Genomic DNA, 24,005 nt, shown 5'->3' with positions numbered 1-24,005 from the left:
TACCGACACCATCCAAAAAAGGAGTGTTTTGGGCATGAGAAAAAGGGGAACAGCATTCACCGCGCTCGGATTGGCCGCTACGGTCGCTTTGTCCGGCTGCAGCGGAGGCAACAGCATCGGAGACACGGGAGCATCGACTCCGGCGCCAAGTGCAAGCGCTTCCGAGAACGGCTCGGCCGCGCCGAAGGCCGAGAACGTAACGCTTCGCATCGGCACCTGGGATGGCGGCGACGGCTTGAAGCAGCAGCAGCAGATCGCAGACAACTATATGAAGGAGCACCCGAACGTCAAAATCGCCATCGAGTCGGTGCCGGACCAATACGGCACGAAGCTGCTGACGCAAGTAGCCGCCGGCCAGGCGCCCGACGTGTTCCAGGTCGGCGACGGCGACGTGAAGATGTTCATGCAAAAAGGCGCGCTGGAGGATCTGACGCCGTATATCGGCGGCTCCTCGGGCATCGATCTGCAGGACTATTTTGAAAGCGTGCTCGACGTCGGCAAGCTCGGCGACCAGTACTACACGCTGCCGAAGGACTATTCCGACATCGCGGTCTACTACAACAAGAAGCTGTTCGACGAGGCGGGCGTCGCTTATCCGCAGGCGGGCTGGACGTGGGACGACTTTTATGCGACGGCGAAGCAGCTGACCGTCAAAAAGGGCGAAAAGACGACGCAGTGGGGGGCCAATCTGCCCGGCACGTGGCTGCGCGCGATTCTGCCGCTGATCCACAGCTACGGCGGCAGCGTCATCAGCCCCGACGGCAAGTCGTACGACGGCTATATGAACAGCGACGGCACCGTCAAGGCGCTCGAGCTGTACCAGGACATGTACCTGAAGGATAAGATCACGCCTTCCAGCACCGATTCGGCCGCCTTCCAGGGCGTCGACCTGTTCGCCGCCGGCAAGGTCGCGATGACGGTGACGGGACGCTGGCCGGTCGCGGAATACGAGAAAAATCCGGAGCTCGACTTCGGCGTCGCGCAAATGCCGGCCGGACCTGCGGGAGCGGCGAACACGATCTGCTACTCCGGCTACGGCCTCTATTCCAAGTCGGCGAACAAGGATGCGGCCTGGGACTACCTGAAGTACCTGACCGGCCCGCAAGGCCAGGAAATCATGGCGCAGTACGCGTTCACCGCCGTCAAGTCGACGACCGAGAAGCTCGGCCAGTCGTCCAACGAGCATCTGAAGCCGTTCCTCGACGACATCCCGAACATCAAGGAATTCCCGGAAAAGACGAGCGAGCACTTCAGCGCTTCGGGAGGCAAGGCGATGCAGACGGTGCTCGACAAAATGATGCTCGGCAAGCCGCTCGACATCAAGAGCGAGCTGGACGCCGCGGCCAAGCAGGCGACCGCCGATCTGGCGACGGCGCAGCAGCAGTAACGATCCGGCGGGAAGCCTCGAAGCGGCTTCCCGCCGCATTTCTCTCCGGCAGACCCGCCAACGGGCGGTCTACCGGTCGCAGCCTAGGAAAGAAGGTGTCTGTCCATGAAAACGCAACCCGCAAGCGAAGCTGGGAGCGGCAAGCGTACGAAGCGGCGGCTGACGCGCGCGGAGCGCAAGGAGGAGCTGGCGTTCTACGCGTTGACCGGGCCTTGGCTGATCGGCCTCGCCGTCTTTTTCGCCGTGCCGATGGCGGTCTCGCTCGGCATCAGCCTGACCCGCTGGGACATGCTGACGCCGGCCGAGTTCGTCGGCCTGCGCAACTACACCCAGGCGTTCACCGGCGATCCGCTGTTTTGGCAGTCGCTCAAGGTGACGACGCTGTACGCGCTGTTCTCGGTGCCGCTAGGCCTCGTCTTCTCGCTGCTGCTGTCGCTGCTGCTCAACCAGGCCGTACGCGGCATGCGCCTGTTCCGCACGATCTTCTACCTGCCGTCGGTCGTCAGCGGCGTCTCGGTCATGGTGCTGTGGATGTGGATCTTCAACCCGCAGATCGGACTCATCAACATGGTGCTCGGCGCGTTCGGCATCGAAGGCCCGGGCTGGATCTTCGACCCCGACTGGGCGCTGCCGTCGATGGTCATCATGAGCCTTTGGTCGTCGGTCGGCGGCAGCGTCATCATCTGGCTGGCCGGGCTCAAGGGCATTCCGTCGACGCTGTACGAGGCGGCGGAGCTGGACGGCGCCGGACCGCTGCAGAAGTTTTGGTGCGTCACCGTGCCGATGCTGACGCCGACGATCTTTTTCAACCTCGTCATGGGCATCATCGGGGCGATGCAGGCGTTCGGCGAAGCGTACGTCATGACCAAGGGCGGACCGATGAACTCGACGCTGTTCTTCAACTTCTACCTGTTCGACCACGCCTTCCAGAACTTCCGCATGGGCTACGCCTCCGCGCTTGCCTGGGTGCTGTTCGTGCTGATCCTCGGCCTGACGGCGCTCGTCGTCCGCTCATCCGCCGCCTGGGTCTATTACGAAGGAGAAAGGAGCTGAGCCGCCATGGCCAAAACGAATCCCATCCGCGCGCTGCTGCGGCAAGCGCCCGTCTATTTCCTGCTGGCGCTCGGCTCCCTCGTCATGCTCGTGCCGTTCGCCTGGATGCTGTCCACCTCGCTCAAGGAATCGTACCAGGTGTTCGCCTGGCCGCCGAAGTGGGTGCCGGATCCGATCCGCTGGAGCAACTACAAAACGACGTTCACCTCGCTGCCGTTCGGCACCTGGTTCAACAACACGCTTCTCATCACGTCGCTGTCGATCGTCGGCGCCGTCGTCTCCTGCATCGTCGTCTCGTACGGCTTCGCCCGCTTCCGCGCGCGCGGACGCAACGCGCTGTTCCTGCTGACGCTGGCGACGATGATGCTGCCGGACACGGTCACGATGATTCCGAAGTTCTATCTGTTCAGCGAGTTCGGCTGGATCAACACGTTTTATCCGCTCATCGTGCCGCTGTTTTTCGGCAAGGCCTACTTCATCTTTCTGCTTAGGCAGTTTTTCCTCTCCATCCCTGCCGACCTCGAGGAAGCGGCCAAGATCGACGGCGCGTCCACGTTCGGCATCCTGCTGCGGATCATCCTCCCTCTGACCGTTCCGGCCATCGTGACGATCGCGATTTTCCAGTTCAACGATTCCTGGAAAGATTTCATGCAGCCGATTTTGTATTTGAGCAAGCCGGACCTGTATACGCTCTCGCTCGGCATCAACTTCTTCAAGAGCCAGAACGACGTGCAGTGGAACTTCCTGATGGCCGCCTCGGTCGTCACGATGCTGCCTTCGCTCGTGTTTTATTTCATCGGACAGAAATACTTCGTCGAAAGCATCACGCTGACCGGCATGAAAGGATGAGATCGATCGTGGCTCCCGCGAACGCCCGCCCTGCCTCTCTGCGCTGGATGCTCGGCATCGGCTGCCTGTCGGCGTCGGCGCTCGGGCTGGAAATCGCGCTCACCCGCGTATTCGGCGTGCTGCTGCAATATCACTACGTCTCGCTCGTCGTCTCGCTCGCGGTGCTGGGCATCGGCATCGGCGGCTACGCGGCGCGGGCGCTGCCGGAGCGGCCCGGCTCGTCCGCCGCGGGAGCGGCGCTCGCGACCGGCCTCTACGCGGCGCTGCTGAGCTTCGCGCTTGCCCGCTACCCCTATGTCGGCCAGCTGCCGCTTTATGCGCTGGCGGCGTCCGTGCCGTTCGTGCTGTTCGGCTGGTGCATGGGCAAGGCGCTGTCGTCCGGAGCCGAGCCTCGCCGCCTGTATGCGGCCGACCTGCTCGGCGCCGCGCTCGGCGTCGCCGCCGCCTACGGCTTGCTGCAGCTGCTGGGCGGGCTGGCGGCGCTGTTCGCGCTGGCCGCGCCGGCATTCGCCGCGGCGCTGCTGCTGCCCGGCGGCAGGCCGGAGCGCAGGCCGGCGCAGCGCCGCTGGACGGCGGCGCTGCTGCTCGCGGCCGTGCCGCTGGTCGCCGCGGCAGGCGGGCCCGGCCTGTGGCAGATCAACTTCGCGGGACTGTCGGGGGCCGCTCCGGACAAAACGATCGTCGCCGCGCTGCGGCAGCCGGGAGCGGAGCTGGAGCGCTCCTACTGGGACGCGTTCGCGCGCGCCGACGTCGTCGGCGGCGCGGAAGCGGACCGCAAGACGGTATTCGTCGACGGCGGAGCGGGCAGCTACATGTACCGCTACGACGGGAACCTGCGCTCGGTCGCCTCTCTGGCCGGCGACATCGAGTTCCTGCCGTTCGCCGCCGGTCCGGCCGGCAAGACGGCAATCGTCGGCTCCGGCGGCGGGCGCGACATCCTGTACGCGCTGCTCGCCGGCGCGAAGTCGGTGACCGCGGTCGAGATGAGCGGCTCGCTCGTCCAGGCGATGCGCGAGGACGAGCAGTTCGGCCGAGCCCTGCTGGCCGAGCCCGGAGTCGAGGTCGTCGTCGGCGACGGGCGCAGCGTGCTGGAGCGCTCGGACGGCGGCTTCGACCTGATCGCGCTCGATTTGGTCTACTCCCAGGTCGGAGGGACGAACGGGCACGCGCTGAGCGAAAATTACGCGTTCACGCGGGAAGCGTTTCAAGCCTATATGCAGAAGCTGAACGAAAACGGCCGCTTGATCGTCGTCTCGCATCAGGGCATCGAGGGCGTACGCGCCTTTTATACGGCGCTTGCGGCGCATATGGAGCTGACCGGAGCGAAGCCGGCGGAGGCGGTGCGCCACGCCGCGCTGCTGCTCGCTTCGCCCGAATCGAAGTCGCCGGGGCTGGCGCTGACGGTGCTGCAGCGGCAGCCGCTGCAGCAGAAGCAGCTCGATACGCTGCTCGCGGGAGCGCAGGCGCTGAAGCTGCAGACGCTGTTCCTGCCGGGGAGCAGCGAGCAGCTGCTGAAGCCGCTCATCGACGGCGCCATGCCGTTCGATCGGTTTGTCGCCGACTCGGACTACAACGTCTATCCGACGGTCGACGACCGGCCGTTCTTCTACTTGCTGACGCCGGGACTGCCGGCATCGCTGCGGACGTGGCTGGCGGCCGTCGCGCTGCTCACCGCGCTGCTCGGCGTCTGGATCTGGAGGCGCGAGCGCGCGCTGTCCCGGGCGGCCGGTCCGTCCGGAGCGCGGGCGGACCAGGCGAGCCTGCTCGTCGCCGTGCTGGCCGGAGCCGGCTATATGCTGCTGCAGGCGGCGCTGATCCAAAAGGCGCTCAAATATGCCGGCAGTCCGGCGCTGGCGGCCGCGATCGTGCTGGCGGCGATGCTGGCCGGGGGCAGCCTCGGCAGCCGGCTCGCCGGGCGCCGCCTGCCGGAATCGGCGGCGGCGATCGGGGCGGCGCTGCTGATCGCCGCGCTGACCGCCGCCGAGGCGCTGTGGGGCGGCAGCCTGACGGCGCTGCCGGCCGCGGCCCGGCTCGGGGCGCTCGGGCTGGCGGGCGCGGCGATCGGCCTGCTGGCCGGCGTGCCGCTGCCGCAGCGCCTGGCCGTCGCCGAGCGGCGCCGGCCGGGCAGCTCGCCGCTGCTGTTCGCCGTCTCCGGCATCGCGGGGCTGTGGGGCTCCTGGCTCGGCGCCGCGCTGGCGCTGACGGCGGGCTTGCGCTGGACGCTGGCGGCCGCATGCCTATGCTACTTGCTGCTGCTTCCCGCCGCGCGCTTCGGGCGCGGGGAAGCGTCGAAAGCCAAGGAAAGGGGAGGGGCCCATGTCAACCGATAGAGACAACGAGCCGTTCGCGGGAGCGGAACGGACCGCGGGAGTAGAGCGGACCGAAGGGGCGGAACGGACCGCGGGAGCGGAGCGGCTGCGCGGGCTGCAGGCGAGCCGCCGCAATCGCGAGGGAGAGCCGCTCGATCTGTTCGTCGCGGCCGGAACGCGCAGCATGCTGATCGGCGCGCAGGACGGCGGCTTTCCCGATTTCGGCCATCATATTCCGGACGAGATGGGCGGGCTGTGGGCGCATCCGATCAAGCTGCTGGACGGCTTCTGGGTGCATGTGGCCGAAGCTGGCGCTGGCGGATCGGCCGGCGGCGAATGGCTGCAAAAGGCGGAGCAGTTCCGCAACTACGCTTATTTCAACGAGCATGTCTACACGCTGCCGGCGCTGGAGCTGGAGGCTGTCCGCTCGCAGTTTTGCCCCGACGGGCTGGCGGGACTGGTCGTAGAGCTCGAGCTGCGCGATCGCAGCGGCCGGAGCCGGGAGCTGGAAGTCGTGTTTCAGGCGCGCTCCGACCTGCGTCCCGTCTGGTTCAGCGAGCAGGCCGGCGTCGAGGACGCCCCGGATGAGGCGGCGGCGGTTCCCGGCATCGGCATCGCGGCTCGCGACACGGCTCATCCGTGGACCGTCGTATTCGGCGCGGAGACGGATGAGGCGGAGGCGGCGGTCGGGGACTACGGTCCGGACGCGCCGCGCACCGCCGGACCGGGAGCGGCGGGGCATGTGAAGCGGCGGATCGAGCTTGCCGCTGGAGGGACGGCGCGGCTGCGCTATTTCGTGGCGGGCTCGTCCGTCTCCGAGGAGGAGGCGCTCGCCTCGTTCCGTACGATCCGCGAGCGGCATGCCGAGCTGCGCGGCCAGAAGCGGCTTCGCTACGAGGAATACGCGGGGCGCACGACGGTCGAGCTGCCCGACGAGCGGCTGGTCGAGGCGTTCGATTGGGCGAAGGTCCATGCCGAGTGGCTGCATGTCGACGTTCCCGGCGTCGGCCGCGGACTGGCGGCGGGCATACCGGAGTATCCGTGGTGGTTCGGCTGCGACAACAGCTACGCCTTGCCGGCGCTGCTGACGATCGGCCGCCAGTCGCTCGCGATCGAGACGTCGGAGCTGATCCGCGAAGCCTCCGCCAAGGCGAACGGCAACGGGCGCATCCTGCACGAGCTGACGACGCTCGGCGTCGCGGCCCATCCGGGCAACGCGCAGGAAACGCCGCATTTCATCTCCTGCGTCTGGGAAATCTTCTGCTGGACCGGGGACCGGGCGTATTTGCAGCGCTCTTATCCGGCCGTCCGGGACGGGCTGGAATGGCTGTTCGCCGGCAAGGAGGAGACGGACGACCTGCTGCCTCTCGGCTACGGCATCATCGAGATCGAAGGCTTGAACGTGCGGCTCGTCGATACGGCGGTCTACGCCTGGAAGGCGCTGAAGGACGGCGCGGAGATGGCGGAGCTTGTCGGCGAAGGCGAGGAGGCGCGGCGCTGGAGGCGGCTGGCGGATCGGCTGGAGCGGCAGATCGACGAGGAGCTGTGGCTCGAGGAGGAAGGGCTGTACGCCGATGCCGTCGCGTCGGTCGGCGAGGTGCGCGAGCGGCTGCCGGTACATGTCGCCCGCGCCGACGCGATGGAGGCGCCGGCGGCCGCGCGCGAGCTCGAGCGGCTGCTGGCGTCGATCGAGGAGGCGCCCGCAGACGAGCGGCGTGCCTGGCTGTTCAAGAATTGGGTCGTCAACACCCCTCTTGAGGCGGGGCTCGCTCCGCGGGAGAAGGCGCTGCGGGCGCTGGACCGGCTGGCGGGCGAGGAGTTCTCCGGCCCGGACGGCATGTATCTGTCGGGCATGTACCGCACGCAGATGATGACGATCTCGACCGCCGTGCAGGCGGTGGCGGAAGCGCGCTACGGCCGGATGGACGAGGCGCTGCGCAATATGGGCAAGATCGCCGGCACGCTGGGCCGGCGTCTGCCGGGCTCGATCAGCGAGATGTCGCCGGACTACGGCTGCTTCGTCCAGGCGTGGACGGGCTACGGCCTGCACTACCCGCTCGTGCGCCAGTTCTTCGGCGTGACGCCGCGCGCCCATGAGCGGCGGGTCGAGCTGAGGCCCCGTCTGCCCGAAGCCTGGAAGGAGGCTTCGCTGGACCGGCTCCTGCTCGGCGGCGAGCAGGACGGCATCGAGCTGGCGATGGCCATCCGGCTCGGGGAGGACGGTGACGAATACCGCATCGAGCTGAGCGCTCCGGACTGGACGATGCAGCTCTCCTTGCCTTGCGGCGAGCGGGAGGAGGTCGAGGCCGCCGGGGCGGACTGCCGCATCGTCGGCCGCGCCGACGGCGAGCTGCGGCTGGAAGCCCGGGGCGGCACGCCGCTCACGGTGCGGCGGATCCGCCGGTCGGCAACGGGCGGCGCTTGAGCCCGGGCCGGTCCGGTTAGGGCCGGGTAGGGCCGGATAGGACTGGATTTGGCTTTGACAGGTCCGGATAGGCTGGATAGGCCTGGACAGGGCCGGACGGCGGTCGAACCAATCGAAGCGAGCGAACCGGAAGGAGGAAGCGGAGGATGAAGGCAAGAGGAGCAGACAGCGAGCCGGGCCGGCTGCTGTCGCGAAGCGCGCATCGGCTCGGTACGGGCATCGGCCTGTTCGGCGCAGAGAGCGACGCGGGAGAGGGGTTTCGCCTGACGGCCGGGGGAGCCGAGCTGACCGGCCTGTCTCCCCTGCTGCAGCCTCTCGGCACGGAGACGCGGCAGGAGGAGGGTCGCTGGCGGGAGTCGGCCCGGCTTGCCGGGGCGGGCCTCGATATCGTTTGCCATACGGTATTTTATGAGGGCGAAGCGGTGGCGGAGCGCTGGCTGGACATCCGCAACGCCGGCGATCAGCCGCTCCGGATCGAGCGGATCGAGCCGATGCGGCTGAGGCTGGAGGATGGCGAGTACATCGTCCATGCGTTTGACAGCGACTGGGGAGCGGAATTCGAGCCGCGCTCGGAAAAGCTGGATGTCGAGTTTATCGCGCAGACGCGCTGGGGACGCTCGTCGAAGGGCATGCATCCCTGGCTGACGCTGGAGCGCTCGGACGGCCGCCTGGTGCATCTGTCGCCGATCTGGTCCGGCAACTGGTCGGCCTCCTGCCGGCGGACGCCGAGCGGCATCGACGCCGGAGCCGGATTGAACGAGTGGGCGTTTTTCAAGACGCTTCAGCCGGGCGAGTCGATGCGGACGCCGTCCGTCGCGGTCGTCGCCGGGGAAGGGGGAGACTGGCATGCGCTCTCGCTGCCGCTGGCGCGGGTCGGACGCCGCCACTGGTACCCGGACAACGCGGTGAGCCGCGAGCTGCCCGCCGAGTGGAACCATTGGTGGAGCTACGAAGACACGCAGATCGACGCCGCGACGTTCAAGGCGAACGCGGCGGCCGCGGCGGAGCTCGGCTTCGGCGTCTGCACGCTCGACGCGGGCTGGTTCGGAAGCGAGGATGCGGAAGGCGGCTGGCACGAGCAGCGCGGCGATTGGGACAAGGTCAACCGCATGCGGTTTCCGGGTGGAGTGCGGGAGTGCGCGGACGAGGCTCGGCGGCTCGGGATGCGCTTCGGCCTGTGGTGCGAGATCGAAGGGCTGGGCCGGCACGCGGAGCTCGCGGGGCGCAGGCCGGACTTCCCGGCGCGGCGCGAGGGCGAGCCGCTCGGCTACGTCTGCCTCGGCAATCCGCAAGCGCGCGAGTGGGCGTTCGCCGAGCTAGACCGCCTCATCCGCGAGAGCGGCTGCGAATGGGTGAAGCTCGATTTCAACGTCGATCCGCTCGGGGGCTGCGACCGTACCGATCACGGGCATGGCGAGGGAGACGGGCTGTTCGAGCATGTGCGCGGCCTGTACGAGGTGCTGGAGCGGCTGCGCGCCGTCCATCCGGAGGTGCTGCTGGAAAACTGCTCCTCGGGCGGGCTGCGGCTCGATCTCGGCATGGCCCGCGTCACGCATCTGTCGTTTCTCAGCGATCCCGACTGGCCGGAGCACAGCTTGCAGGTGTTCTGGGGCGCCAGCACGTTCCTCGCGCCCGAGCGCGCGCTGCATTGGAGCTATTCGCACTGGCTCGGCGACTTCGCCAAGCAGCGCTTCGATCCGCAGGATCCGACGCTGTCGGAAGTCCGCTTCGACTACTATACGCGCATTGGCATGCTCGGCGCGTTCGGCGTCTCGCAAAAGCTGCCCGAGCTTCCGCGGCGGCTGGCGGAAAGGTTGGCCGTCCATGTCCGCGATTACCGCGAGCAGGTCAGCCGCTTCGTGCGCGAAGCGGATCTGTACCGGCTGACGGCGCAGCCGCTGCGCGATGGACGAGGCAGCCGCTGGGCGGCGTTCCAGTACGCGCTCGGCGAGGAGCATCTGCTGGCCGTCTTCCGCCTGGAAGGCGGCGAGGCGAGCCGAGTCGTCCGGCTCCGGGGCTTGCGGCCGGACGGAGCCTACGAGCTGCGGGAGCTCGGAGGGACGTCGGAGCCGCTCCTGCGGTCCGGAGCGTCGCTGCTGCAGGACGGGCTGGCGTTCGACGGCTGGGCGGAGGAGCAGTCGGCGCTGTACCGGCTGCGGCTGCTGCCGCCGGAGCAGCCGGAGGCGTCCGGCTAGCGGCCGCTCGCCGCTGGAGATGTCCGGCTGGCGGTCGCCTGCCGGTGGAGACGTCGGTTAGCGTCCGCTCGCCGCTGAGCCGTCCAGCTGGTGTCCGCCCGCCGCTGGAGGCGTCCAGCCGGCGGTCGCCGGGAGCCGCAGTCCGGGTTCCAGCCGTTCCAATCGGTCCAGCCGTTGCAATCGTTGCAGTCGTCCCGTCTGGCCTTGCCTTCGCCTCGAGCGGCGGCAAGGTTTTTTGGCGTTAAAGCGGTCCTATCTTCGCAGGCGGGTTAGGGGATGGAACGAACAGGGGAGGCCTTGCCCCGTTTTTCGGGCTGCAGCCTTGGCATCGCGTGCCAGGGAGTCTGCAGCCCGAGTTTTTCGTCAAAGGACTTCTGCAAGCGGCCCCAGAGTCCGTCTCGCCGTCCATTCGGTTAGACGAGGCGGAGCGCTTGGGGTGGAAAAAGCGCGCATCAACGGTAAATGTACCACTGGAGGAGCCGCTGGGGCGGAGAAAGCGCGCGTCAATGGTAAATGTACCACTGGAGGAGTCGCTGGGGCGCCCTGCGCGCGGAAAAACCGCGCGAAGCCAGCGCAGCGCGCGTCCTCCATAGTTCCCCGGAAACGTTCGAAAAAGCGAGGAGCGAGCCGCAGCATGGAGCGGACATAATTTTCCTGTTCCTGGCCCAAAATAAGGACGACTTGGCAAAGGAGGGACAAGAGATGGAAAGCGGCGGCGGAAACAAGACGGCCGGATCCGGTCCGGGAGCGTCGGACGGAACCGGAGCGGGAAGCGGCGGCGCGCGGAGCGGCGCCGGCGATACAAGCGCCGCGGACCGGAGCGGCGGCGGAGCGGAGAAGCGGACGGGGGGCCCGCTGAAGGCGGCCCCTTCGCCCGGCCGGCGCAAAAGCGCGACGCCGCTCAGCGCGTCGCTGGCGGCGAACGCGCAGGCGATTCGCCGCCAATTCGGCGATTCCGCCGATCTGCGGCTGCGGATGACGGAATCGCCGGCTTTTCCGGGCGTCCGCCTCGCCGTGCTCTACCTGCAGGGCATCGTGGACGAGAACGGCATCCGCGAGAGCATTCTCGACAAGCTGCAATCGGCGCCTCCGCCCGCGGAGGAAGGCCGCCGCGCAGACCGCGGCGGGCTGGCCGAGGCGACGGAGCGGCTGCGCGCGGGCGTCATCACCGCCGGCCTGACCGAGCCGGTGGCGACGATCGAGAAGGCGCTCGACTCGCTGCTGCTCGGCTGCTGCCTCATCCTGATCGACGGCAGCGGCACGGCGCTCGCCGCCGACGCCGACGGGGGAGAGCGGCGCCCGGTCGGGGAGCCGATCTCGCAGACGGTCATCCGCGGGCCGCAGCAGGGCTTCACGGAGTCGATCGGCACGAATCTCGGCCAGCTGCGCCGCATCATCCGCTCGGAGCGGCTGATCGTGGAGTCGCGGCGCATCGGCCGCCAGACCTGCACGGAGGTGGCGCTCGTCTACCTCAAGGACACGGCCCGTCCGGAGCTGGTCGAGGAGGCGCGGCGCCGGCTGGCGGCGATCGACGTCGACGGCGTCATCGACAGCGGCTACCTCGAGGAGTATATCCAGGACAAGACGTTCACGTTTTTTCCGACGCTGCTCAATACGGAGCGGCCGGACCAGACGGCCGCCTACCTACTGGAGGGCCATGTGGCGATCCTCTCCGACGGAAGCCCGTTCGCGCTGCTCGCGCCGGTCACGCTGTACCGCTTCTTCCAGTCGCCGGAGGACTATTACCAGCGCTTCGACATCGCCAGCTTCCTGCGCCTCATACGCATGGGCGCCTTTCTGATTTCCCTGCACCTGCCGGCGCTGTACATTGCGATCACGACCTTCCATCAGGAAATGATGCCGACCAATCTGCTCATCAGCCTGTCCGCCCAGAGGGAGGGCGTTCCGTTCCCGGCGCTCGTGGAGGCGCTGCTGATGGAGCTGACGTTCGAGGTGCTGCGCGAGGCGGGCGTGCGCATGCCGAGGGCGATCGGACCGGCGATCTCGATCGTCGGCGCGCTCGTCATCGGCACGGCGACCGTGCAGGCGGGGCTCGTCTCCGCCGCGATGGTCATCATCGTCGCCTTCACGGCGATCTCGAGCTTCGTCGCGCCGCAGGTCAACATCGCGAACGCCGCCCGCCTGATGCGCTTCCTGTTCATGCTGAGCGCGGGCGTGCTCGGGTTCGTCGGCATCATCTCCCTGGACCTTATCCTCATCATCCACTTGGCGGGGCTGCATTCGTTCGGGATTCCGTACCTCGCGCCGATGGCGCCCTGGGTCAAAGGAAGCTGGCGGGATACGATCCTGCGCATGCCGCGCTGGAGCATGACGCTGCGTCCCGCGCTGGCCCGCAAAGGAAGCCGCAAGCGGCAGGCCGGCGGCAAGCCATGAGGCGGCTCGCGGCGCTCGCGCTGCTGCTCGCGCTGCTCCCGCTCGGCGCGGCGGGCTGCTGGGACCGGCAGGAGCTCAACGAGCTCGGCATCATCTCGGCGACCGGGGTAGACGTGACGGAGAGCGGGCGCTGGAAGCTCAGCTATCAGCTCGTCATCCCGAGCGCGATCTCGGCCCAGGGCTCGTATGTGGGCACGGGCCATGCGCCGGTCAATGTGTTCACGACCGAAGGCGACAGCTTCCGGGGCGCGGTGTCCAAGGCGACCCAGGAGATGTCGCGGCGGCTTTATTTCGCCCACAACCAGGTCGTCATCGTCGGCGAAGCGGCCGCCCGCAAGGGCATCGCCGAGCTGATCGAAGCTTACATGCGCAACGGCGACTCGCGCGAGACCGTCATGATGTTCGTCACGGAGGGCAGCGCGCGCTTGGTTCTCGAGCAGCTGCTGCCGATGGAGAAGATTTCCGGGGCGGGCATCGTCCGGCTCATCACGCAGGAGGAGAAGCAGGGAGGCAACTTCCGCCAGATGACGGTGTTCGACGTCGCGCAGGAGCTGCTCAGTCCGATCCGCACGACCGGCGTGCCGGGCATCGGACTGAGCGGATCGGACGAGCCGGTGGACACCGTGGATGCGGCCAAGATGACGCATACCGGCGCCAAGGTAAGGCTGCAGAAGCTCGGCGTCTTCAAGGAGGACCGGCTCGTCGGCTGGCTCTCCACGCATGAGACGCGCGGCCTCATGTGGGTCAAGGGAAAGGAACGGGAGACGACCGTCTCCTTCGGCTGTCCGGACGCCAGGCTGAAGCGCAACAGCATCCGCCTCAAGCAGGTCCGGACGCAGGTGATTCCGACGCGCAAGCCGGACGGGGGCTGGCTCATGCGGGTGAAGGCCGAGGCGGCCGGCACGCTGCTCGAGTACAACTGCAAGGGAGCGCTCGACAAGCCCGCCGACCTGCTGGAGCTGGAGCTGCGGATCGCGCAGGAGCTCAAGTCGGACATGGAGGACGGCATCAAGGCCTCGCAGAGGCTGGGGACGGACCTGACCGGCTTCGGCAACGAGCTGAGGCTCCGCTATCCGAAGGAATGGAAGGCGCTCGAGCAGGAATGGAACGACAGGCTGTTCCCGCAGCTCGAGACCCAGCTGGACGTCGCCGTATCGATCGTCCGGACCGGACGGAGCAACGGCTCCTATGAGCAGGCGGCCGAGGACAGCCGCGGGAAGGAGTGAGGGCGGCATGAGCAAGCCGGAAGGAATAAGCGCCGGGCAGATCGGGATCTTCCTGATCCTATTCTGCATCGGCAGCACGCCGATGTTCGAGCTCGGCATCGACGCGAGGCAGGATTCGTGGATCGCCCTCGGCGCCGCCGCGATCGCCGGCCTGGGCGTGCTGTGGGGCTACCGGACGCTGCAAAACCGGGCTCCGGAGGAAGATCTCGCCGGGCTGTTCAAGCTGCATTTCGGCCGGGCGATCGGCACGGCGCTCGGGCTGGCGATGGGCTTGCTGCTCGCCTACGAGTCGATGCGGAACGTCCGCGACTTCGGCGAGCTGACGAGCATGACGCTGCTGCCGGAAACGCCGATCTGGTGCGTCATGCTGCTTATTACGGGCATCGCGTTTTATACCGTCACCAAAGGGGTCGAGACGTTTTTCCGGATCACGCAGATTCTGCTGCCTGCGCTCGCGGGCAGCTACGTGCTGCTGCTCGTGCTGCTGCTGGCCTCCGGGCGGATCGAGCCGGACCGGCTGCGGCCGATGCTGGAGAACGGCCTCGGTCCGGTGCTGGATACGGCGTTTCCCGACCTGCTCGCCTTTCCGTTCAGCCAGACGATCGTGCTGCTCGTCTATTGGAAATACGCCGCCGCCAGCAAGCGGGCGGGCGCGGCCAGCTACGGCGCCTACGCCGTCGTGGCTCTGTTCCTGGTCGCCGTCAACGCCGTCATCATGATGGTGCTCGGCCCGGCCATCGCCTCGATCAAGGCGCTGCCGACGCTGGAGGCGGTCGAGCTGATCCGGCTGGCCAGCTTCATCGAGCGGCTCGACATCCTCGTCACGCTGCTGCTCTACATCGGCCTGTACGTCAAGATCTCGGCCCTCTATCTGGCGTCCGCGCTGCTGCTGCGCTCCGCCTGCGGCTTGCCGCTGCCGGCCGGCGCCCTGATGATCGGACCGATCATCTACGGGGCGGCGTTCCTGGAGCCGACGAACACGTTCCATCTGTGGCTCGGTCTGGAGCTGTCGCTCAAGCTGACGCCGATCTACCAGCTGCTGCTCCCGGCGCTCATGCTCGTCATGGGCATCGGCTGGGTGAAGCGCAAGGCGGAGCGGCAGCGCGCGGAGGGAGGCCGAGCCGGCGCAGGCAAGACCGGCGCAGGCAAGGCCGGCGGAGCGGACGGAGCGAAGGGCGGAAGCCGAAGCGGCGGGGAGCCGCGATCCTCGTCTTGAGCCCGGTCCTTGGTTCGCAAGCGAAAAAGCCCTTGGACGCGTCCAAGGGCTTTTTTGGCGCTGCGCCGCCTCGGCCGGCCGCGCTGCCCGCGTCCGCGCACGGAAAACGGACGCGAACGGCGGCGGGCCGGGCAGGGGCAGGGGCGCCATGCGGCGGATCACGCCATGCGGCGGATCAGCGCTTGAGGCCGTTCGCCTCGCGCACGAGCGAGAAATACGGATCGGCGAGGACCGCCTCGAATTCCGGTCCGAGGGAGCCGTTCAGGGCGGCGACGTCCGTCGGCGTCAAGCTCCAGGCGAGCAGGCCGAGCGAGACGAAGAGCGGCGACTTGCCGTCCCAGCCTGCCTTGGCCGCGGCGAGGACCCGCTTCCCGTCGTCGACCGTGCCGATGCCTTGGATCGTCGAGATCGGCAGCTTGTTTTGGGCGATCTCGACGCCGAACCGGTCCTCCCAGCTGAGGAACAGGCCGGGAGCATCGTACTCGTCGGCATAGGCGCTCGCCTTGGCGGCGCTGAGCGGCACGTTGTCGCTGTCGATGCGGTTGAGCACGTAGGGAATCGTCATGCCGGTCTTTTTCAGATACGGATACGTCTGCTTCAGGAAGGACGCGAACGTGCTGTCCGGCCAGGCTTCGGGATAGAAGTAGCCGGCTCCGGAAGGACCGGAGACGAGCTGGTCGTTCGGCGTCGCCGTCTTCAGGTAATACTGGAGCATCGCCGGCGCGCCGTCCAGCAGCAGCGGGCTTGACGTCCAGTTGATCGGCACCTGGCCGCGCGCGGGATCGTCCCAAAGGACGCGCATCCGGTGCTGGTTGTACTGGAAGTTGTCGCCTTCGCTGAACGTATAGCTGACGTAGATCTTGTTCTGGAGCTTCGGCGCCTTGGCGGGCTTGAGCGGCGCGCCGATCGGGCGCTCGCCGGAGAAGACGGTCAGGTTGCTGAACCAGTCGGCGGCGAGCACGTAGACGCTATGCCGCGAAGCGATCTCCACGCCGCTGAACTCTCCGGCCGTATCGTTGCTGAACCAGCCGAGGTAGGGCGTGCCGGGGGCGGTATCCGCGAGAATGCGCTCGAACAGCTCCCGCTCCCGGGGGAGGTTCGGGTCGAGCCAGAACACCATCGCCTTGTTGGCGACGGCATAGTCCCGCAGGTAGCCGTACGGCTCCTTCTGCTCGGACGTGGGCGGCTGCGCGCTGCCGGCGCTGACCTTGAACTGGTTCCACATCTCGACGGCGGCGGTCAGCTTTTTGGCGCCTGCGGGCGGCGTGAAGCGGTAGACGAAGTAGCGTCCGTTGTCGGCGAAGCGGTGGCCGCCGCTGCCTTCCGATGCTTGCGACTGCTGGGCGTCGTACAGATAAGGCTGCTCCTGCGGAGTGCCGGCGACGAAGCGGGCGATCTCCTGCCCGTCGGCCTGGACCGCCACCTCATGGACGGCAGGGCCCCAGCCGTCCTGCGGGAAGGCGTCGTCGAAGCGCAGGTAGACCGATTCCTGGCCGAGGAACGGCGACAAATCCAGCTCGTACACCTTGCGGTTGGCCGCGTCCCGCTCCTGCGCCGTCTCCTCGGCGACCGTCTTGAACGAGGACGGGATGCCGCTCTCCGGCAGGCGGACGGACGTATCCGGGCTCAGTCCGACGAGCATGCGCCGCGTCGTCCGGCTCCACAGCTGCTCGTACTGCCAGGCGTAGGCGTCGAGACGGTCCTTGAAGCGTCCCCGCAGATCGTCCAGCACGGGGAAGGCATACGGCGGGGCGGTCAGCTTCTCGGCCAGCTCGGGGCTGGCGACGACGGCGCTTTTGATTCCGGCGAGCGTCGTGGCGACGTTGATCGAATCGGGCAGCTGCGGATCGTAGACGATGATTCCTTTGACGTCCTGCTTGAACTTGTCGAGAATCGACCATTCGCTGTCGCGGACCTTGTAGGGGACGTCCAGCTCGTTCAGCCAGGCGAACTTGCCCTCTTCCTTGTTCTCAAGCAGGTAAATGCGCGGCTCGCTGCGGTTGACGAGGCCCTGCAGCGTAGCGAAAAGCAGCTTGACGTCGCCCGGGGCGTCGTAGATGTCCGCGACCTCGAGCTGCTTGACCTTCGCGAAGCGGGGCAGCTGCTGCTGCGCGGGCCAGGAGATGGAGCCGGACGGCGGCTTGGCGGCTCCGGCCGCGGCATCCGCAGGGCCGGGCTCGGCGGACGCGCCGAGGCCGAACGATCCGAAGCAGGCAAGCGCGAGAGCGGCGGCGGTAAGCTTGCGTTTCATTAACAAAAGCACCTCTTTTTCTCAGAATGGCGAAACAAGGGCGGGATGTCGCGGCCGGCGAGGCCGCAAGCTTGCCTTCACCTCCTCGGCGGAGAATGGAGGACTGAAATCGCTTGCATTTATATTTAATATATTTTACATATATGATTCAAGGGCTTCGACAAATTCGGAGCGCAAAATGCATCGAAGGGCGCCCGGCCAGGACCATCGTCATACGAGAAAACGGCGCGGGATGCGGCTTTGAGCCCATGTCGCCGGAGGGCGGCGGTTGCTTCTCGAGGACTCAGCCTATATCATATATACAAATCTCGAACCGAAACTGGTGATGGAACGATGAGCTCGACCGAACGAACGCCGCTGTACCAGAAAATTCAAGACTACATCCGCGAGCGGATCGAAAGCGAAGGCCTCAAGGCCGGCGACCGCATCCCGACGGAAAAAGAGCTGATGGAGCAGTTCAACGTCAGCAAGATCACGGTCGTCAACGCCCTCTCGGGCCTCGCCAACGAAAGGTGGATCACCCGCGTGCCGGGGCGGGGCAGCTTCGTGAGCGACCGGACGGCAGGGGCCGCAGCCGCCGGCGCGCCCGCCGGCCTGGCGCCGCATGACGCCTCGCCGGCCGCAGCCCCGCGCGGGCGGACCGGGCTGATCGGGCTCGTCATGCCGTCCATCGACGACTATTTTGCGATCCGGCTCATCGACGGCGCCCGCAGGGCGCTCGAGCGGCGCGGCTACCGGAGCGTCATCCTGCTGTCCGGCGGCCAGCTGGAGCAGGAGAAGGAAGCGATCAAGACGCTGAAGGAGATCGGTGCCGAGGGGCTGCTCATCTTCCCCGTGGACGAGGAGCAGTACAACGAGGAGATCCTCGCGATGAAGTTCGCGGGCTTCCCGTTCGTGCTGATGGACCGCTACCTGCCCGGCGTGGAGACGAATTACATCGCCGCCGACGGGCGGCTCGGCACCTCGCTCGCCGTCGACCATCTGTGGGAGCTCGGCCACCGCGAGATCGCCATCTGCTCCGACTCGCCGATCCAGACCGTCACCGTGCAGGAGCGGATCGAAGGGTATATCGACGGCTTGCGGCGCAAGGGCGCGCTCATCAATCCCGCGCATATGATCAGCGGGTTCCGGGTGGACAGCCTCAAGGAAGCGGAGTCGCATCCGCTGTTCCGGTATATTCGCAACCGGATGGCGACCGCCTACATTACGCTGAACGGCCGCCTCGCCGTGCAGATCTACCAGATGGCGAAGCAGGCGGGGCTGCGCGTGCCGGAGGATCTGTCGATCGTCAGCTTCGACGATCCGACCTCGATCGTGGACGAGTTCAGCCTGTTCACCCATATCCGCCAATTCGAGTCCGACATGGGCGCGCAGGCCGCCGACAAGCTGCTGGAGGTCATCCAGGCGGGCGGCGGGGCGGGCGGACGCTACGCGAAGACGCTGCTCGAGCCCGAGCTGGTCGTCCGCCAGACGTCCGGACCGCCGCCTGCGGCGGACGCCGTTTAGCTTGATCAAGCGAGAAACGCCAGCCGGCTCCTCAGGGAGCCGGTTTTTTTGTGGTTTATAAAAATATATTGAACATATACAATGCATCGATTATAGTTGGGGGGAAGAAAGTGGAGCTTGAGGGCGGGCTCGCCAAAAAGGAGACGATGAACGCATGCCATATGAAGTCATCCGGCCTGAGCAGTTGAAGGGCGTGCTGGAGCGCCTGCGGGCGGGCATTTACGAGCCGATCGCCGAGCTGAGCGTATCGGCCTGGGTCACCCCGGAGCCGGTGCCCTATGGGGAACGGAGCTCCGGACGGCCGCTGCGGCTGCAGCCCGGCGACCGCTGGGGCGAGCTGTGGGACTGCGCCTGGTTCCATTTTTCCGGACGCGTGCCCGAGAGCGCCAAGGACGCCAACGTCGTGCTGCTGATCGACGTGAACGGCGAGCTGTGCCTCGTCGACGAGGAAGGCTCCCCGGTTCAGGGCCTGACCAACATCAATTCCGAGTTCGACTTCTCGCTCGGGCTCCCGGGGAAGCGGGTCGTGCTCGTGAGCGAGCGCGCGAGCGGCTCGGAGACGATCGACCTGTGGGCCGACGCGGGCTGCAACGATCTGTTCGGCCGATATCGCAGCGGCACGCTCAAGGAAGCGGTCGTGGCGACATGCCGGGAGGAGCTGCGGCAGCTGTACTACGACTTCGAGGTGCTGCTGGAGACGGCCGAGCGGCTGCCGGCCGGATCCGCGCGCAAGGAGCGGATTTTCCGGACGCTGCATGACGTCTCGCATCGGCTCGCGAGCCTGACGGACGAGCGGATCGCCGAGGCGCGCCGCATGCTGGCCGAGCTGCTGGCCAAGCGGGGCGGGGATCCCGTGCTGACGATCAGCGCGATCGGCCACGCGCATATCGACCTGGCCTGGCTGTGGCCGATCCGGGAGACGATCCGCAAGGGCGCGCGCACGTTCTCCACGGCGCTGCGGATGATGGAGCGCTACCCGGACTACGTGTTCGGCGCGAGCCAGCCGCAGCTGTACGATTGGATGAAGCGCCATTATCCGAAGCTGTATCGCGAGATCAAGGAACGCGTCGCCGAGGGGCGCTGGGAGCCGCAGGGGGCGATGTGGGTCGAGTCGGATACGAACGTGCCCGGAGGCGAGTCGCTCGTCCGCCAGCTGCTTTACGGCAAGCGGTATTTCCAGCAGGAGTTCGGGCAGGAGATGAAGTCGCTGTGGATGCCGGACGTGTTCGGCTATACGGCGAGCCTTCCGCAGCTGCTCAAGAAGGCCGGCGTCGACTACATGATGACCCAGAAGCTGAGCTGGAGCGTCTACAACAAGCATCCGCACCACACGTTCCACTGGGAGGGGATCGACGGCTCGCGCGTGCTGACGCATATGCCGCCGGAGGATACCTACAACAGTCCGGCGGCGCCGCGCTCGATCGTCAAGGCGGAGCAGGACTACCTCGACAAGGGCGTCTCGGACCGCGCGTTGATGCTGTTCGGCATCGGCGACGGCGGCGGCGGTCCCGGGGAGGAGCATCTGGAGCGGCTCGCCCGGGAGAAGGACCTGCTCGGCCTCAGTCCGGTGGAGCAGGAGCCGTCGTCGCGCTTTTTCGAGCGCCTTGCGGAAGGAGCGGAGCGCTACGAGACGTGGCGCGGAGAGCTGTACCTGGAGAAGCATCAGGGCACGCTGACGAGCCAAGGGCGCAGCAAGCGCTACAACCGCAAGCTGGAGAAGTCGCTGCGCGAGCTGGAGTTCGCCGCCGCGCTGGCGGAGACGGCGGCAGGACGGCCGTACCCGGCCGCGGAGCTGGAGGCGGTGTGGAAGGAAGTGCTCCTTTACCAGTTCCACGACATCCTGCCCGGCTCCTCGATCAAGCGGGTGTACGACGAGTCGCTCGAGCGGTACGAGGCGCTGCTGCGGCAGGTCGAGCGGATGCTCGGCGAAGCCTACGCCGCGGCGGCGGCCGGCGCGGCCGGCACCGCCGTGTTCAACTCGCTTCCGTGGGAACGGGAGGAGTGGCTGCGGATCGGCGGCCGCTGGCGGCGCGTGGCGGTGCCACCAATGGGCTTCGCCGCGGTGGATGCGGCGGCCGGCGCAGACGAGCCGGAGCCGGCCTTCCCCGGCCTGAAGGTGTCGGCCGAGGAGCGGACGATCGAGAACGGCCTGCTCAAGGTCGCGCTCGGCGCAAGCGGCGGCATCGTCTCGATCGTCGACAAGGAGGCGGGCCGGGAGCTCGTGCAGGCGGGCCGCGAGGCGAATGCGCTGCGCGTCTACGCCGACGACGGAGACGCCTGGGATTTCCGCCAGGACTACCGGGCGGGAGGCGGCGCGGAGCTGTCGCTGCTGCGGCTGGAGGCGTTCGCGGACGGGCCGGTGGCCGGCCTGATGCTCACCTGGGCGACCGGCGAGTCGACGCTGACGCAGCGGGTGGCGCTGACGGACGGCAGCCGCCGGCTCGACTTCGACACCAAGGTCGACTGGCGGGAGTCCGGCAAGATGCTGCGCGCCTCGTTTCCGCTGGCGATCCGGGCCGACCACGCCAGCTGCGACATCCAGTTCGGCTACCTGCGGCGGCCGACGCATCGCAACACGATGTGGGACTACGCCAAGGACGAGATCTGCGCGCATCAGTACGCGGACCTGTCCGAGCCGGACTACGGCGCGGCGCTGCTCAACGACTGCAAGTACGGGCATCGCGCGGAGGGCGGCGAGCTCGACCTCAACCTGCTGCGCAGCCCGTCCTACCCGGATCCCGAGGCCGACCGGGCCGAGCATGAGTTCCTCTACTCCCTCTATCCGCATCCCGGCGATCATGTGCAGGCGCAGGTATGCCGGCGCGGGTACGAGCTCAACGTGCCGCTGCGCCTCGTCGATCCGGCCTCTGCCGCAGCGGGATCTGCGGCGGCCGGCTGGCGGGAGGGCGCTTCGTTCCTGGAGCTGGACCATCCCCATGTGATGGCGGAGGCGGTCAAGCGGGCGGAGGACGGCGACGAGCTGGTCGTGCGGCTGTACGAAACGGCCGGCACGAGGCTGCGGACGAAGCTGCGGCCCGGCTTCCCGGTGTCCGCGGCGCGGCTCGCCGACCTGCTGGAGCGGGACGAGGAGCCGCTCGACCTCGGCGGCGGCGCGGTGGAGCTGGAGTTCGGCCCGTTCGAGGTCAAGACGCTCAAGCTGACGCGGAGCTGAGGCCAGGCTCCGAGCCAGGCGCCATCCGGAGAAGCGGCGCTTTCTGCATGCGGGAGGGCGCCGCCGCATCCGGCTTGATTTTCATCCGACAAGGAGGTCGAAGCCTATGAGGACGAACCCGCTCCTGAAGCGGATCTGGCGGCATCGCCTGCTCTATCTGTTCCTGCTGCCGGCGGTCGTCTGGTTTTTCCTGTTCTCCTACGTTCCTTTGTACGGCATCCAGATCGCGTTCCGCGATTTCCGCTTTTCCGGCGGCTTCACCGGCAGCCCCTGGGCCGGCCTGAAGTACTTCCGCCAGTTTTTCGATTATTATCAGTCCAGCCAGCTGATCCGCAACACGATACTCATCAGCGGCTTGAAGCTGACGATCGGCTTCGCGATGCCGATCGTGCTGGCGATCCTGCTCAACGAGATCCGGAACCTCAAGTTCAAGAAAACTTTGCAAACGCTTTCTTATCTCCCGTACTTCGTCTCCTGGGTCGTCGTCGTCACCCTCATGCAGCGCCTGCTCACGCCTTACGGCGGACCGGTGAACGACCTGCTCGTCTCGTCGGGCCTGCTCAAGGACCCGATCCAGTTCCTCAACAATACGAGCTGGTTCTACCAGATCGTCATCGGCTCGGACATCTGGAAGAACATCGGCTGGAACTCCATCATCTACATGGCGGCGATCGCCGGCATCGACCAGCAGCTGTACGAGGCGGCGAAAATCGACGGAGCCGGGCGGTTCCGCCAGATGTGGCATGTGACGCTGCCGGGCGTGCGCAACATCGCCGTCATCCTGTTCATCCTCGCGGCGGGCAGCCTCATGAGCGCCGGCTACGAGCAGCTGCTGCTGCTGAACGGACCGGCGACCGCCGCGATCGGCAGCGTGCTCGACGTGCATGTCATCGGCGCCGGCATCGGCGAGGGGCGGCTCAGCTACGCGGCCGCGGTCGGCCTGTTCCAGAGCGCGATCGCGCTCGTCCTCATCCTGGCGGTCAACCGGATCGCCCGCAAGGTCAGCGACGTATCCCTTTTCTAACCCGAAAGGAGCATCCGCATGGGAAGGCGCAAGCTCTCGCTGTTCAGCGCGGCCAACTACACGCTGCTCGCGCTGTTCGGCTTCACGATGATCTATCCGTTCATCTACATCCTCGTCTACTCGCTGAACGACGGCAAGGACTCGATGCTCGGAGCGCTCTACTTCTACCCTCGGCAGTTCACGCTCGACAACTACGCCCAGATCTTCGACAACGCGAAAATCTGGCAGGCGTACAAGATCACGCTGCTGCGCACGGCGCTCGGCACGGCGCTGCATGTGGCGCTATGCACGCTGACCGCCTACGCGCTGTCCAAAAAGACGCTGCCGGGACGGACGTTCTTCACCTTCTACATCTTCCTGCCGACGATCTTCAGCGCGGGCTTCATCCCTTACTTCATCACGCTGCAGAAGCTTCAGCTCATCAACAGCTTCTGGGTGTACGTCATTCCGATGCTGTTCAGCTTCTTCCACATCGTCATCATCCGCACGTTCCTGCAGGGCATCCCGGAGGAGCTGGAGGAGTCGGCGCGCATCGACGGCTACGGCGACTTCCAGATCTTCCTCAAGATCGTCCTGCCGCTGTCGGGGCCGGTGCTGGCGACGATCTCGCTGTTCATCGGCGTCGCCCACTGGAACGACTGGTTCACCGGAGCCTATTACGTCTCCGACAAGAGCCTCATTCCCGTGCAGACGCTGCTGCAGCAGATGCTCACCGAGGCCGAGGCGCTCTCGTCCTCGATGCAGCGGGCCGCCCAGCAGGGCGGGCAGACGATCAACACCGGCGCGGCCGGATCGACGCCGGAGTCGCTGCGGATGGCGCTGCTCGTCGTCACCGTGTTTCCGATCCTGTGCATCTATCCTTTTCTGCAGAAGTACTTCGTCAAGGGCGTCATGATGGGTTCGGTCAAAGGCTAGGATGAACGTCCGCAAGCGGCTGCGGGCGGCGGGTCCGCCGCAGCCGCCGGACTTTGTCATATACCACTTACGACGATCGGGAG

At 67.1% G+C, this 24,005-nt stretch carries 14 protein-coding genes; 13 read left to right on the top strand and 1 reads right to left on the bottom strand.

Going from position 1 to position 24,005, the window contains the following annotated elements; translation table 11 throughout:
- Positions 1-34 precede the first annotated feature (34 nt).
- The 9 genes from H582_RS0100230 (at position 35) to H582_RS25295 (ending at position 15,054) form a co-directional block, all read left to right on the top strand.
- Positions 35-1,387, top strand: a complete 1,353-nt coding sequence (locus H582_RS0100230) for an ABC transporter substrate-binding protein (RefSeq protein ID WP_028596864.1) — start codon at positions 35-37, stop codon at positions 1,385-1,387.
- Between the two features lie 105 nt (positions 1,388-1,492).
- Positions 1,493-2,440 (top strand): carbohydrate ABC transporter permease, encoded by a 948-nt coding sequence (locus tag H582_RS0100225; RefSeq protein ID WP_052332832.1) that lies wholly within the window; start codon positions 1,493-1,495, stop codon positions 2,438-2,440.
- Positions 2,441-2,446: 6 nt separating this feature from the next.
- A complete protein-coding gene (locus H582_RS0100220) occupies positions 2,447-3,289 on the top strand; it encodes a carbohydrate ABC transporter permease (protein ID WP_052332831.1) in 843 nt (280 codons plus the stop codon).
- A gap of 8 nt (positions 3,290-3,297) precedes the next feature.
- Positions 3,298-5,619, top strand: a complete 2,322-nt coding sequence (locus H582_RS0100215; RefSeq protein ID WP_028596861.1) for a class I SAM-dependent methyltransferase — start codon at positions 3,298-3,300, stop codon at positions 5,617-5,619.
- Positions 5,606-8,023, top strand: a complete 2,418-nt coding sequence (locus H582_RS25315) for an alpha-L-rhamnosidase-related protein (protein WP_052332830.1) — start codon at positions 5,606-5,608, stop codon at positions 8,021-8,023. Before H582_RS0100215 ends, H582_RS25315 begins: the two co-directional genes overlap by 14 nt.
- A 146-nt stretch (positions 8,024-8,169) precedes the next feature.
- A complete protein-coding gene (locus H582_RS25310) occupies positions 8,170-10,218 on the top strand; it encodes an alpha-galactosidase (protein WP_052332829.1) in 2,049 nt (682 codons plus the stop codon).
- 702 nt (positions 10,219-10,920) lie between these two features.
- On the top strand, positions 10,921-12,612 hold the full coding sequence (locus tag H582_RS25305; RefSeq protein WP_084136425.1) for a spore germination protein: 1,692 nt from the start codon (positions 10,921-10,923) through the stop codon (positions 12,610-12,612).
- The gene (locus H582_RS25300; RefSeq protein WP_052332828.1) at positions 12,609-13,838 is read left to right on the top strand and encodes a Ger(x)C family spore germination protein; all 1,230 of its coding nucleotides are present in this window, start codon (positions 12,609-12,611) and stop codon (positions 13,836-13,838) included. The genes H582_RS25305 and H582_RS25300 overlap by 4 nt, the downstream gene beginning before the upstream one ends.
- A 7-nt stretch (positions 13,839-13,845) precedes the next feature.
- A complete protein-coding gene (locus H582_RS25295) occupies positions 13,846-15,054 on the top strand; it encodes a GerAB/ArcD/ProY family transporter (protein WP_052332827.1) in 1,209 nt (402 codons plus the stop codon).
- 175 nt (positions 15,055-15,229) lie between these two features.
- On the opposite strand, the gene H582_RS0100185 is transcribed toward H582_RS25295, so the two are convergent.
- A complete protein-coding gene (locus H582_RS0100185) occupies positions 15,230-17,305 on the bottom strand; it encodes a GxGYxYP domain-containing protein (protein ID WP_028596860.1) in 2,076 nt (691 codons plus the stop codon).
- 333 nt (positions 17,306-17,638) lie between these two features.
- On the opposite strand from H582_RS0100185, the gene H582_RS0100180 reads away from it, so the two are divergent.
- From H582_RS0100180 to H582_RS0100165, 4 genes are all read left to right on the top strand, one after another.
- The gene (locus tag H582_RS0100180) at positions 17,639-18,811 is read left to right on the top strand and encodes a GntR family transcriptional regulator (protein ID WP_028596859.1); all 1,173 of its coding nucleotides are present in this window, start codon (positions 17,639-17,641) and stop codon (positions 18,809-18,811) included.
- A gap of 154 nt (positions 18,812-18,965) precedes the next feature.
- Positions 18,966-21,983 (top strand): alpha-mannosidase, encoded by a 3,018-nt coding sequence (locus H582_RS0100175; protein WP_028596858.1) that lies wholly within the window; start codon positions 18,966-18,968, stop codon positions 21,981-21,983.
- Positions 21,984-22,089: 106 nt separating this feature from the next.
- Entirely contained in the window at positions 22,090-23,007 is a 918-nt protein-coding gene (locus tag H582_RS0100170; RefSeq protein ID WP_028596857.1) for an ABC transporter permease, read from the top strand.
- An 18-nt stretch (positions 23,008-23,025) separates the two neighbouring features.
- On the top strand, positions 23,026-23,922 hold the full coding sequence (locus H582_RS0100165; RefSeq protein WP_028596856.1) for a carbohydrate ABC transporter permease: 897 nt from the start codon (positions 23,026-23,028) through the stop codon (positions 23,920-23,922).
- Positions 23,923-24,005: the final 83 nt, after the last annotated feature.

The sequence above is a fragment of the Paenibacillus pasadenensis DSM 19293 genome (assembly GCF_000422485.1).
Taxonomy (GTDB): Bacteria; Bacillota; Bacilli; order Paenibacillales; family Paenibacillaceae; genus Paenibacillus_O; species Paenibacillus_O pasadenensis.
The sequence above is the reverse complement of the archived record's forward strand: the minus strand, read 5'-3'. Positions and strand labels throughout refer to the sequence as shown.

Excerpts from the sequence above, each read along its gene's own strand:
- H582_RS0100165 (WP_028596856.1), top strand. The coding sequence starts at position 23,026 with ATGGGAAGGCGCAAGCTCTCGCTGTTCAGCGCGGCCAACTACACGCTG.
- H582_RS25300 (WP_052332828.1), top strand. The coding sequence starts at position 12,609 with ATGAGGCGGCTCGCGGCGCTCGCGCTGCTGCTCGCGCTGCTCCCGCTC.
- H582_RS0100170 (WP_028596857.1), top strand. The coding sequence starts at position 22,090 with ATGAGGACGAACCCGCTCCTGAAGCGGATCTGGCGGCATCGCCTGCTC.
- H582_RS0100180 (WP_028596859.1), top strand. The coding sequence starts at position 17,639 with ATGAGCTCGACCGAACGAACGCCGCTGTACCAGAAAATTCAAGACTAC.
- H582_RS0100220 (WP_052332831.1), top strand. The coding sequence starts at position 2,447 with ATGGCCAAAACGAATCCCATCCGCGCGCTGCTGCGGCAAGCGCCCGTC.
- H582_RS0100225 (WP_052332832.1), top strand. The coding sequence starts at position 1,493 with ATGAAAACGCAACCCGCAAGCGAAGCTGGGAGCGGCAAGCGTACGAAG.
- H582_RS0100230 (WP_028596864.1), top strand. The coding sequence starts at position 35 with ATGAGAAAAAGGGGAACAGCATTCACCGCGCTCGGATTGGCCGCTACG.
- H582_RS0100175 (WP_028596858.1), top strand. The coding sequence starts at position 18,966 with ATGCCATATGAAGTCATCCGGCCTGAGCAGTTGAAGGGCGTGCTGGAG.
- H582_RS25305 (WP_084136425.1), top strand. The coding sequence starts at position 10,921 with ATGGAAAGCGGCGGCGGAAACAAGACGGCCGGATCCGGTCCGGGAGCG.
- H582_RS0100185 (WP_028596860.1), bottom strand. The coding sequence starts at position 17,305 with ATGAAACGCAAGCTTACCGCCGCCGCTCTCGCGCTTGCCTGCTTCGGA.
- H582_RS25315 (WP_052332830.1), top strand. The coding sequence starts at position 5,606 with ATGTCAACCGATAGAGACAACGAGCCGTTCGCGGGAGCGGAACGGACC.
- H582_RS25310 (WP_052332829.1), top strand. The coding sequence starts at position 8,170 with ATGAAGGCAAGAGGAGCAGACAGCGAGCCGGGCCGGCTGCTGTCGCGA.
- H582_RS25295 (WP_052332827.1), top strand. The coding sequence starts at position 13,846 with ATGAGCAAGCCGGAAGGAATAAGCGCCGGGCAGATCGGGATCTTCCTG.